Below are 11,817 nucleotides of genomic sequence, written 5' to 3'. Positions count from 1 at the left end.
CATCAACGGCGGCCGGCCTGTGCATGGCGTCTCGACGCTTCAACCCCGCCAGGCCCAAGCCCTGGCCGCCCTCAAGATCAAGAAGCCCACGCTCGACCCCCAGCTGCCCTTGCTGTAGTGACAATTCCAAGGTCATGGCCTATACACATCAAGCACTTACGGCGGTTGGTGTCGAACTCGGGAGACCTGGTCATCGGCCCGCCGCTGTCGAGGTGTGCATCGTCGAGCGGGCGCTTACGCGTCAGTTGCTGCTTGAATTGAATAAATCAGGGGCGACGATGTACGCCCAAAACATGGAAAAACAGGGGTCTGCACTGGGGCGCACAGGCGTCACCGGGCCTTGCCACGCGTTGTTGAGCGACCGATCGGCGCGACGCATGCTAGAAAAAGAGGTCGCGCTGATCAATCGCACTTCGTTTTGCTCAAGTACGACAGGCTCCTAGGGAAGCCTTTTTTCACGGAGCAATAGCTAGCGGATCGGGCCGAGCCCAGCTTCATTCCGTGCGAAAGCCCTTTTCGAGCATATACACGTTCTTGACGCCCTTGCACCAGTCGAGCTTGTATTCATCGGCGCCATAGTTCTCCCAGCTCACGCGAAACGGCACCACACAATCGCCCTCATCGCTTTTCCAGTCCAGTGCTACCGACGCACCAGCCTGGATGGTGGTCCCTTTGCCAAGCCAGTTTTTGCTCCAGCGGCCATCCTGGAAGGTATAGAAGCCGTTGATGGTCCATCCCTTTGCGCGGTTGTGCAGCGTAAATGCATAGTCGCCAGCGGTCGCCTGCAAAGTCAGCAACCCTAGCGCCAAAGTAGCGGCGGTCCGGAACATCAAACGCATGGTCAATCTCTCTTTTCAAGTGGTTAAGTTGCGAAATTTCAGCACAACAAAACTGCCTCGACAAGCGATGCAACGTCTCCAAACCAGCGAAAAGCGGAAAAAGCCGCGCGCCTAGTCCAAAGCCCGACATTCAAACAGGTACCCCAATCAGGTCGTGGCCCTTGGCACCCACAATACGGGCCCGCGTGAACTCACCCACCTTCAGCGTCTTGCTGATTTTTTCGGGCGGCAGCAGTTGCACGGTCCCATCGATCTCGGGCGCGTCGGCATATGTGCGGCCCACGCCGCCCTTGCGGCCCATCGCAGGTGCATGGTCCACCAGCACCTGCATGGTCGCGCCCACGCGGCGCTGGAGCCTGGCAATGGAGACCTCTTCGGCCACGGCCATGAAGCGCGCACGGCGTTCTTCGCGCAGTTGCATCGGCAGCATACCGGGCAGATCGTTGGCGGCCGCGCCGGTCACATCGCTGTAGGCAAAACAGCCTGCGCGATCGATCTGTGCTTCGCGCACAAAGTCGAGCAGGTGCTGGAATTCTTCTTCTGTTTCGCCCGGAAACCCGGCAATGAATGTGCTGCGGATCACGATCTCCGGGCAGGCCTCGCGCCAGCGCTGGATGCGTTCGAGGTTGCGCTCGCCGCTGGCGGGGCGCTTCATGCGCTTGAGCACATCGGGGTGGCTGTGCTGGAAAGGCACATCCAGGTAGGGCAACACACGCCCGGTGGCCATGAGCGGGATGACCTCGTCCACGCTGGGGTACGGATACACGTAATGCAGGCGCACCCAGGCGCCGTAGGGCTCGGCGATGTCGCCCAGGGTCTGTACCAGCTCCAGCATGCGGGTCTTGACGGGCTTGCCTTCCCAGAAACCGGTACGGTATTTCACGTCCACCCCGTAGGCAGAGGTGTCCTGGCTGATGACCAGCAACTCCCTGACGCCACCCTCAAACAGCGCCTTGGCCTCGCTGAGCACATCACCCACGGGGCGCGAAACCAGATCGCCGCGCATAGACGGAATGATGCAGAACGTGCAGCGGTGGTTGCAGCCTTCGCTGATCTTCAGGTAGGCGTAGTGCTTGGGCGTGAGCTTGATGCCTGCCACGCCAAAGGCTCCGGGCACCAGGTCGATGAAGGGATCGTGGGGCTTGGGCAGGTTCAGGTGGACGGCGTCCATCACCTCTTGCGTGGCATGGGGGCCTGTGACGGCCAGAACGCTGGGGTGCATCTGCCGCACCATGTTGCCGCCGTCTTCTGACGTGCGTGCGCCCAGGCAGCCCGTGACGATGACCTTGCCGTTTTCGGCCAGCGCCTCGCCAATGGTGTCCAGGCTTTCCTTGACGGCATCATCAATGAAGCCGCAGGTGTTGACGATGACCAGATCCGCGCCTTCAAAGGTCTTGGAGGTCTCGTATCCCTCGGCGCTCAGTTGCGTCAGGATCAGCTCGGAATCGGTCAGGGCCTTGGGGCAGCCCAGGCTGACAAATCCGACTTTGGGTGTTTTGGTGGGGGCAATTGCTTCGCTCATAGACGCGTATTGTCCCAGTTCCGGCTTGGGTGCTGTGGCCTGGCTGGCGCACCGCAAGGCGCGAGACTCTTCAACCCATGAACCCGACTGTGCCCACACGCGCCAGGCCAGACGCGCTGCAGGGGCACCGGGCCGCCCAGCCGCCTACCGCTTCAAGCCAAAGGCCCCCAGCATCTGGTCGGTCTGCTTTTGCATCTGCTCCTGCATCTGCGTGAGCACCGTCTGCGACTGCTCCACATAGCTGCCCATCATGCTCTTGAGCAGGGGGGACTGCAGGTTCATGAACTGGGCCCACATCTCGGGTGTGACGCTCTGCGACTGCTCGGCCAGCTTGGTCTGGATGTCGGTAAAGGCTTGCACGTTCTTTTCAAGGTACGCACCCATGAAACTCTGCATGGCATGGCCGTAGAAACGGATGATGTTCGCCAGCACGGCCTCAGTGAACATGGGGGCGCCACCGGCTTCTTCTTCCAGGATGATCTGTAGCAGGATGCTGCGCGTAAGGTCGTCCCCTGTCTTCGCATCACGCACCAACACATCTTGCTGGTCCATGACCAATTGGCGGACTTCGGCCAGCGTGATGTACGAGGAGGTGTCCGTGTCGTAGAGCCGGCGGTTGGGGTACTTCTTGATCACGCGCTGTGCTGGCTTCGCGCCAGCGGTGCTTTGCTTATCGGACACAAGGAAACTCCCGAGGGACATGGCCCATATTGCGGTGCAACAGATTCTAGGAGGCCGACCGCGCAAAGCCGGGAAAGGATAACCCTAGGTCTGCACGCCTGGGGGCACTGAGCGGATACGGGCGGAGCATGAAAAAGCCGGGACTCCATGTGCCATGTGCCATGTGCCATGTGCCATGTGCCATGTGCCATGTGCCATGTGCCATGTGCCATGTGCCATGTGCCATGGGTTTTCGAAGCAAGTTCTTTGGCTACGGGCCGCCGGTGGCGGCGATCACACTCAAGGCCACGCTTTGCTGTCGCCCTACCCGGTCCATCCACGATCCGGCCAAGAAAAAACGACCTAAGATTTCTCTCAGGTCGTTGATTTCATTACCAAATTTGGTAGGCGCGATTGGACTCGAACCAACGACCCCCACCATGTCAAGGTGGTGCTCTAACCAGCTGAGCTACGCGCCTGTCGTTTGTCTAGCCCGCCATTATAGCCATAAAACCCGTCTCTCGCCGCTGGGCAGGATCGCCTGTGAGGCCGTGGGTCGGCGCTGTGGAGGCTGGCCCGCATGTTTCGCCAGGTCGCTCGTCGATGTCCCAAGACGCCCCATGCATGCACACTTTTTTGGCTTCGAGTGCCCAATCCAATGAACTCCGTTCGCTATACCCCCGATGTAGCCGTGCTGCGGCTCTCTGGCGGCGTTGCTCCTCCTTGCGGGCACGAGCCCGCAGCGTCCTCGCGCTTTGCCAGCGCACCGCATCACAGCCCACCCGGGCGCGTCCCTGGTGAAACATCCGGGCTAGCGACGGCGCGCGGATCGCACCCCTGACACACCCGCCACGATGGACAGCACCTTGTTCAGTCGCCCCGAGTCCGAGACCTCGACCGTGAACGTCATCCAGGCCGTGCCCTTGATGGACTGCGTCTGCACGCCGATCACGTTGGTCTTCTCCCGGGCGAATACCTCGGAAACGTCGCGCAGCAAGCCCTGGCGGTCGGCCGCTTCCACGGCCACATCCACCGGGTAGACGGCCGCAGTGACCACCCTCTTGGGTGCGCCCCACTCCACGTCAATGACACGCTCCATGCTGTGGGCTGCCATCTGGCGGAAGTTGCTGCAGTCGGCCCTGTGCACGCTCACCCCCTTGCCGCGCGTGATGAAGCCACGGATGTCGTCTGGCGGCGCAGGTTTGCAGCACTTGGCCAACTGCGTCATCAAAGAATCGATTCCCACGACCAGCACGCCACCTTTGGAGCCGTGGTCATTGCTGCGCGTTTTCCTCAGGAGCAGGGAGTCGTCGGGCTGCACGACGGGTTCCTGCGGTCGCAACACCGCCTCGATGTTGCGCAGTGAAAACTCGTCCTTGCCCACCACTTCAAACAGGCCATCAGCCGATTTGAAGCCAAGCTGCACCGCCAGATCGTCGAGCTTGAGGGCGGTCTTGCCTTCGCGCTGGAGCAGCTTTTCGACCGCCTCGCGGCCACGCGCAACGGTCTCGTGGGTGGCTTGGGCGTTGAACCAGGCGCGTACCTTGGCCTTGGCACGGTGGCTTGTAAGGTAGCCCAGCTCGGCATTGAGCCAGTCGCGCGATGGCCGCCCCTCCTTGACGGTGGAGATTTCCACCGTCTGGCCGTTTTGCAGCGTGGTGTTCAGCGGCACCATGGCCCCATCCACCCGTGCGCCGCGGCAGCGATGGCCCACGCTGGTGTGTACCGCGTAGGCAAAGTCCACCGGAGTGGCCCCCTGCGGCAGCTCGACCACAGCGGCGTCGGGCGTGAGCACATAAATGCAGTCTTCAAACAGGCCCGCTTTCGGCACGGCACCCGAAAGGTCTCGCTCCCAGGCCAGAAGCTGGCGCAGCACGGCGATCTTGGAGTCGTAATCGCCGCTGGCCGACACACCTGCATAGCCCTTGTTTCCGGCTTCCTTGTAGGCCCAGTGCGCTGCCACGCCATGCTCGGCATGCTCGTGCATGGCCTGCGTGCGGATCTGAATCTCGATGGCCTTGCCCTGGTCGTCACGCACGATGGTGTGCAGCGACTGGTAGCCGTTGGGTTTGGGCTTGGCGATGTAGTCGTCGAACTCCTCGACCATGGGCGTGAACTGCTCGTGCACCCAGCTCAGGGCAGCGTAGCAATCTTTGACCGACGGCACCACCACGCGCAGAGCGCGGATGTCGAACACCTGGTCGAAATTGAGCGACTTGCCCCGCATCTTCTTGACGATGCTGTAGATGTGCTTGGGTCGGCCCTGCACCGTGGCACTGATGCTGCGACTGCGCAGCTCAGTCTCCAGGCGTGCGCGCAGATGTTCCATGTACACCTCACGCTCACCGCGCTTTTCATCCAGAAGGCGGGCCACCTCCTTGTAGGTGTCGGGCTCCAAAAAGCGAAACGAAAGGTCTTCCAGTTCCCACTTGACCTGCCAGATGCCCAGCCGGTTGGCCAGCGGCGCAAACACTTGCAGCGACTCGTGCGCGAGGCCGGGAGGCACCGGGTACTTGCTGGCGGCATAAAAGCGCAGTGTCTGCAGGCGCGATGCCAGTCGCAACATCACCACCCGCAGGTCGCGCGAGAAGGCCAGCAGCATCTTGCGCACGTTCTCGGTGTGCACCGCGACATCGTCCACCTGCTGGGCGCCCAGCGCCTGGCGCTGCACGCGCATCAGCTTGGTGGTTTCCACCGCGAGCGCTGCGAAGTTCTCGCCGAAGGCCTTGGCAATCACCTCTTCTGGCTTGTTGAGATGCACGCACGCGTGGACGAGGTAGCTTGCGGCCTGCATGGCCTCGGAGCCCCCGATCCCGCAGAGGATGGCGGCCACCGCGTCGGCATGTGCGAGCGTGTTTTCGCCAGACTCCAGCATCTCGCTGGCCAGCAAAGGCTCGGCAAAGGCCCGCGCCCGCGCCAGCGCGTTGACCTGCTCCGGCAGCGATTGGGACGTGGCCGCGATGAGTTGTGGAACCGCCTCACCAGCGACCGACAAGGGTGACGGTGCAACAGGGTTGGTCTTCATGCCGCTGCAACACCTTCTGCTGCCAGTAGGAAATCTGCCACCGTGCGCACCTGATGGTCTGCCACCAGCGTTGGCGCGTGCCCCACCCCCTCGAACTCGACCATCGTGGCCCGTGGCCCGCGCATCGACATGGCATGGGCGGTCTGTCGGGAAAGCAGATCCGAATCCGCGCCGCGCAGCAGCAGGGTGCGCGCTGTGATCAGGTCATACAGCTGCCACAAGGTTGCCTCGCCGGCTGCCGCAGCATCCTGCGTGAGGCTCCTGAAAGCCATGGCGATGGCGGGGTCGTAGTGCCAGGTGAAACCACCATCAGGCAGCTTGCGCACCATTGCGCGTGACAGATCCAGCCATTGTTGGGGGGTATGCGGACCAAAACTCGTGGAGATGGCCCACAGGGCATCTGCGGCATGCTGCAGCGAACCGAACTGCACTGGCTGGCCCAGATACAGGCCAATGCGTTGCAGCGCATCCCACTGGATGACCGGCCCCACATCATTGAGCACCAGGCGCCGCATGGGCACCGGCAACGCCACGCCCGCCTGCCCCGCCACCGCCATGCCGATCAACCCCCCCATGCTGGTGCCAACCCAGTCCAGGGTCTGCATCGGCGCGCGATGGTGCAGTTGCGCCAACAATGCCAGCATGTCAGCCGCGTAATGCGGAATCTGGTAGCCCATCGGATCGGCGAGCCAGTCGCTCTGGCCACGGCCGACCACATCGGGGCAGATCACCCGCACGCGCGTGCTGAGCGCCTGCGCCAGGGTGTCGAAATCCCGCCCCTGCCGCGACAGGCCATGCACGCAAATCACCACATGCGGATGGTCAGGGTCGCCCGTGGCATTCCACTCCCAGTAAGCCATGCGGTGCATGCCCGTGGGCGCAGCCTCGCGGCCCGGCAAAGAGGCGACGGCAGCCGCGCCTGGGCACAGTACGTAGTTCAGCCTAGGTTCATTCATGGAGGCGATATTCGAAAGCAGCGCTGGATAATGTCGTGGAAGTTCGGCAGGTCTCACAGCATGTGCAAAGCGGCAGTGGCGTGACAATGCACACCGTGCCGCGCCCCCGGCTAGGCCAGGCTTGCCGTGACCACGCCGCACGCTGCTTGGTTTTTTGTGACAAGCCGCCACGCCTGCTCATGTACCGATCTTCCTGTGCAACGCATCCTAATTCATTCGGAGAACCTCCCATGCTCAAAGGCAAGACTGCCCTCGTAACCGGATCGACCAGCGGCATTGGCCTGGGTATTGCCAAGTCACTGGCGAGCCAGGGCGCAAACATCGTGCTCAACGGATTTGGCGACGTGCAGGGGCCCCGCGCTGAAGTCCTCGCGGCAGGACAGGCATGGGGAGTCCAGGTGGCCTATCACGGCGCAGACATGAGCAGCGCCGCCGACATTGAAGACATGATGACGTACTGCGCGGATCAGTTCGGTCGCGTGGATATTCTGGTCAACAACGCCGGCATCCAGCACGTGGCCAGCGTCGAGGATTTCCCGGTTGACCGCTGGGATGCGGTGATTGCCGTCAACCTGACCAGCGCGTTCCACACATCACGCCTGGCCCTGCCCGCCATGAAGGCTGCGCAATGGGGCCGTATCATCAACGTGGCCTCGGTGCATGGCCTGGTGGCTTCGGCACACAAATCCGCCTACGTGGCGGCCAAGCACGGCCTGGTGGGCCTGACCAAGGTGACCGCGCTGGAGACCGCCACCACCGGCGTGACCTGCAACGCCATCTGCCCCGGCTGGGTGCTCACGCCCCTGGTGCAAAAGCAGGTGGATGCCAAGGCGGCTGAGTTCGGCCTGTCCAACGAAGACGCCACCAAGCTGTTGCTGGGCGAAAAAGAGCCGTCGATGCAGTTCACCACGCCCGCCGAGCTTGGCGAGCTGGCTGTGTTCTTTTGCTCACCAGCCGCCAACAATGTGCGCGGCGTGGCCTGGAACATGGACGGCGGCTGGGCAGCGCAGTAAGCAAGCCTTGCCGGCCCGGGGCTTGGACCTCGCGGCCCTGGTCGGCTCCCATCCTGCGCGCGTCGCGGGGGCCCGAGAGTGCGCTTGCTGCCCCTCGCAGGGTGCTGCCACACCGGCCCCGTACAACCTGTCATTTTGCTATGTAAATAGTAGCAACAAGTCCAATCAAAGCGTGCGCGGGTGGCAGTTTTATTGAGTCGGCATCAACCAACTTGAATGCGTTGATGCGGTTCGAAGCTCTGCGCAAGGCTTCGACAGGCTCAGCCCGAACGGCTGGTTCAAGTTCAAAGGTGCCGACTCAATAAACCTTCAAATCACCAGAGCAGACCCTGGTGGCCTGCGCGCACCGGTCAGCGCATCTGCACCGAGCCCGATACGTTGACAACCACCTGGGCCTTGCCCGCCTCCACAGGCACCGGCGCATCGGCCATCGCAGCCACCTTGCCTTCGGCCGCCATCATCCGCACGCGAGGCCCCGGGTTCATCTCGTTGCTGTTGACGGCCACCTCGCGCAGGCTGTAGGCGCTGAAACCAAAACCCTTGGTCAGTTCGGCCGCGCGCGCCCTGAAACCCTCAATGGCCTGGGTCTGGGCTTCGCCCTCGACTTTGGCGCGCGCCTCGCGCGAGAGGCTGAACGACACCTGGCTGATGGCCATGGTCTGGATTTTCGCGGCCGTGGCGGTAATGCGTGCAAAGTCCCGCCCCTCCAGAATCAGTTCAGCCCTGCCCTGCCAGCCGTTGATCTTGCCGTCTTTGCCGTAGCGCGGGTACAGGCCAAACGGCCCCGTACGCGCATCCATCTGGCCCGGCTGCGCGCTGCGCTTGGCTTCGGCAAGCGCGGCGTCAAGCGCCTGGCGCAACTGTGCCTGCACGCCAGCGGCATCGGGGCCCTCCTTGCTGGTAGCAAGGTTCAGCACCAGAAGATCCTGCTGAACCTCTACCGTTCCGGCGGCCGACAACTGCACCACGTTACGCAAATCGGCCGCTGCACCACCCTGTGCAAAAACAGTGCCAGCAAAAGCCATGATGGCAGTAGTTGCTATCACATCGAAGCGTATTTTCAACACGGAATCTCCTTGGTCATGAAGGGCGACGCAGATCGGCCGGCCCAGACAAGCACATTAACCTCAGCGCACCGGTTGTGTAAAAATGCGACTAGAGTCAAGGTTCACGCTGGGGCAACACTTGTAACAGTTGGTCAAGCCCCAGCGCAAAACCCCACCTTCGCCGCGTCAAGTGGTCAAAATTGCGCTGTTACACATTGAACCCAGGACACCGATGGCTACACCAACCAATCGTACCGACAAGGTTCTGGTGGTCGACGACGATGCACGAATCCGCGACCTGCTGCGCCGCTACCTGGCGCAGGAAGGCTTCGAAGTGATGGTCGTAGAAGACGGCAAGGCGCTCAACCGCCTGTTGCTGCGCGAGACGGTTGACCTGATCGTACTGGACCTGATGATGCCGGGCGAGGACGGCCTGTCGATCTGCCGCCGTCTGCGCTCCGCAAATGATCGCACTCCCATCATCATGCTCACTGCCAAGGGCGAAGATGTGGACCGCATCGTGGGACTGGAAGTGGGTGCCGACGACTACCTGGGCAAACCGTTCAACCCCCGCGAACTGCTGGCGCGCATCCATGCCGTGCTGCGCCGACGCCCCGCCCAGGAGGCACCGGGCGCTCCCTCGGGTGACAACGAAATCGTCACGTTCGGGCCTTTCACCTTCGACATGGGCACGCGTGCCTTGCAGCGCAACGGCGAAGAGCTGCCTTTGACCACGGGCGAATTCGCCATGCTCAAGGCGCTGGTGCGCCACCCGCGCCAGCCCCTGTCGCGCGAAAAGCTGGCCATGCTGGCACGCGGGCGCGAGTTCGAGCCCTTTGACCGAAGCCTGGATGTCCAGGTGTCACGCCTTCGCAAGCTCATCGAGGTGGATGCAGCGGCTCCGCGGTACATCCAGACGGTGTGGGGTGTGGGCTATGTCTTCGTGCCGGACGGCACGAGCTGAGCCTTGCCAGATGACCCCCGCTGACGCGAACACCCGGCCGGTCAGCCTTCCGGACGACAGCGCATCGGCCAACAGCTCTGAAGCCACCGCTGCGGCTGCGCCAGAGTCGCTTCGCGCAGCACGCGAGCAGCGCGCGCGCATGGGTCTGAATCTTTTCTGGCGCACCTTTTTTCTGCTGGCCCTGCTGCTGGCAGGCAGCGTTGTTGCCTGGCTGCAGACCCTGCGTGCGCTGGAGTTCGAGCCGCGCACGCTGCACACCGCGCAGCAAATCGCTTCTTTGGCCAACCTCAGCCGTGCCGCGCTCGTTTACTCCGATGGCATGGCCCGAGCGTCGCTGATCAAAACCATGGCTGAGCAGGAAGGCGTGCGCATTCTTGCCCTTGAGCCCCAGGACCACTTTGAACTGCTTGATAACACCCCGCTGGCCAACCGGCTTGCTGACGAACTCAAAGATCGCCTCGGGCCCGACACCATCGTGGCGCAAAGCGTCAACGGCGAGAATGGCCTGTGGGTAAGCTTTCACATCAACGGTGAGCCCAACTGGCTGCTGATGGACCGCTCGCGGTTCAGCCCGGTGGGCGAACGCTCGTGGCTGATCTGGCTGCTGACGGCGGCAACGCTTTCGCTGGCAGGCGCAGCGGCCATTGCGCGGCTGATCAACCGTCCGCTCAAGCAGCTCTCCCGAGCCGCCAACCGCGTCAAGGACGGCGACTTTGAAGCCAGCCACCTTGATGAAGAGGTCGTGACCAGCGAGATCCGCGAGGTCAACATTGGCTTTAATCGCATGGCCCAGAAACTGGCCAAGTTGGAGCAGGACCGGGCCGTGATGCTGGCCGGGATTTCGCACGACCTGCGTACGCCCCTGGCCCGGCTTCGGCTGGAAACCGAGATGAGCGTCAGTGATGAGGTGGCCCGCGAGCACATGGTGGCCGACATCGTGCAACTGGATGCGACGATTGACAAGTTCCTCGATTACGCACGCCCCGACCACGTCACGCTCACACCCATCAACCTGCATGCGGTGATTTCCTCATGCGTGTACGCCGTGCAGGACTACGGCGAGCTCATGATCACCATGACGGTCCCCAAAGAGCTCAATGTGCTGGCCGACGAGATCGAGCTGGCGCGGGTAGTCTCCAACCTGCTTGAGAACGCTCGGCGCTATGCCAAGTCAGAGTTGACCGGCATCGCGCAGGTTGACATCTCAGCCAGGGGGCGAAAGAACTGGGTTCTTGTCGAACTGCGCGACCATGGCAGCGGTGTGCCGCCAGAGCAGCTTTCCAACCTGACGGAGCCGTTTTTCCGCGGCGACTCGGCCCGCACAGCCGCTGCTGGCGCGGGCCTGGGCCTGTCGATCGTGGATAAAACGGTGCAGCGCATGGGCGGGACGTTTGCCCTGTCCAACTCCCCTACCGGGGGTCTGATGGCGCACATTCAACTGCAGCGCGCCACGTCGCTCGCCGATGGGCAGGACCCCAAGCAGCGATTGATGCGTCCAGCGACCAAGCGCAAGCCGCCCCAACAGGACGCAGCACCCGTCGATACGGCCGCAGCCTGAATCCGCCCAGCGGGAGGCCGACCCCGCGCCGCGCGCACGCGGCAAGGGCCGGAAACATTTGGCCCAAAACGGCAGTTAGATGCATTTGCCAGCGCTGCTGTTGGGGCGCCAGGCAAGGCGCGACGACGCGGCAGGCTCGTGCCTGCAAGGAGAAGCAACACCGCATGGCGCTCCAAAAGCGGTGCTGGCAAGTGCATAGCGCTGTCACCCGAAAGGTGAGGCTGCAAAAACAAC

The 11,817-nt window shown here is 62.7% G+C and carries 10 protein-coding genes and 1 tRNA gene; 4 read left to right on the top strand and 7 right to left on the bottom strand.

Annotation, left to right across the window (positions count from 1 at the left end; all coding sequences use genetic code 11):
- Positions 1–134: 134 nt before the first annotated feature.
- Positions 135–443 carry a hypothetical protein gene (locus ACK543_RS10955; RefSeq protein ID WP_409942879.1) on the top strand — a complete coding sequence of 103 codons (309 nt, stop codon included), beginning with the start codon at positions 135–137 and terminating at the stop codon, positions 441–443.
- A gap of 51 nt (positions 444–494) precedes the next feature.
- Here ACK543_RS10955 and ACK543_RS10950 read toward each other — a convergent pair whose 3' ends face one another.
- The 6 genes from ACK543_RS10950 to ACK543_RS10925 all read right to left on the bottom strand — a co-directional run bounded on the left by ACK543_RS10950 (position 495) and on the right by ACK543_RS10925 (position 7,002).
- Positions 495–839 (bottom strand): hypothetical protein, encoded by a 345-nt coding sequence (locus ACK543_RS10950; RefSeq protein WP_409942878.1) that lies wholly within the window; start codon positions 837–839, stop codon positions 495–497.
- A 130-nt stretch (positions 840–969) separates the two neighbouring features.
- Positions 970–2,361, bottom strand: a complete 1,392-nt coding sequence (gene rimO, locus ACK543_RS10945; protein ID WP_409942877.1) for a 30S ribosomal protein S12 methylthiotransferase RimO — start codon at positions 2,359–2,361, stop codon at positions 970–972.
- A gap of 144 nt (positions 2,362–2,505) precedes the next feature.
- Entirely contained in the window at positions 2,506–3,063 is a 558-nt protein-coding gene (gene phaR / locus ACK543_RS10940) for a polyhydroxyalkanoate synthesis repressor PhaR (RefSeq protein WP_409942876.1), read from the bottom strand.
- 360 nt (positions 3,064–3,423) lie between these two features.
- A tRNA-Val gene (locus ACK543_RS10935) sits at positions 3,424–3,500 on the bottom strand.
- A 332-nt stretch (positions 3,501–3,832) separates the two neighbouring features.
- Positions 3,833–6,046, bottom strand: coding sequence for a RelA/SpoT family protein (locus ACK543_RS10930; protein ID WP_409942875.1), 2,214 nt, complete (start codon positions 6,044–6,046; stop codon positions 3,833–3,835).
- The gene (locus ACK543_RS10925; protein ID WP_409942874.1) at positions 6,043–7,002 is read right to left on the bottom strand and encodes an alpha/beta fold hydrolase; all 960 of its coding nucleotides are present in this window, start codon (positions 7,000–7,002) and stop codon (positions 6,043–6,045) included. Before ACK543_RS10925 ends, ACK543_RS10930 begins: the two co-directional genes overlap by 4 nt.
- Before the next feature lie 230 nt (positions 7,003–7,232).
- Here ACK543_RS10925 and ACK543_RS10920 point away from each other — a divergent pair, with 230 nt between their 5' ends.
- On the top strand, positions 7,233–8,015 hold the full coding sequence (locus ACK543_RS10920; RefSeq protein WP_409942873.1) for a 3-hydroxybutyrate dehydrogenase: 783 nt from the start codon (positions 7,233–7,235) through the stop codon (positions 8,013–8,015).
- A 350-nt stretch (positions 8,016–8,365) separates the two neighbouring features.
- Here ACK543_RS10920 and ACK543_RS10915 read toward each other — a convergent pair whose 3' ends face one another.
- The gene (locus tag ACK543_RS10915) at positions 8,366–9,040 is read right to left on the bottom strand and encodes an SIMPL domain-containing protein (RefSeq protein WP_409942881.1); all 675 of its coding nucleotides are present in this window, start codon (positions 9,038–9,040) and stop codon (positions 8,366–8,368) included.
- Positions 9,041–9,293: 253 nt separating this feature from the next.
- On the opposite strand from ACK543_RS10915, the gene ompR reads away from it, so the two are divergent.
- Both ompR and ACK543_RS10905 read left to right on the top strand, forming a co-directional pair.
- Positions 9,294–10,025 carry a two-component system response regulator OmpR gene (gene ompR / locus ACK543_RS10910; RefSeq protein ID WP_409942872.1) on the top strand — a complete coding sequence of 244 codons (732 nt, stop codon included), beginning with the start codon at positions 9,294–9,296 and terminating at the stop codon, positions 10,023–10,025.
- Between the two features lie 139 nt (positions 10,026–10,164).
- A complete protein-coding gene (locus ACK543_RS10905) occupies positions 10,165–11,583 on the top strand; it encodes an ATP-binding protein (RefSeq protein WP_409942880.1) in 1,419 nt (472 codons plus the stop codon).
- Positions 11,584–11,817: the final 234 nt, after the last annotated feature.

Origin of the sequence: Acidovorax sp. (assembly GCF_046341535.1) — a bacterium.
Lineage (GTDB): Bacteria > Pseudomonadota > Gammaproteobacteria > Burkholderiales > Burkholderiaceae_C > Acidovorax.
This window is presented reverse-complemented; position numbering and strand designations above follow the sequence as displayed.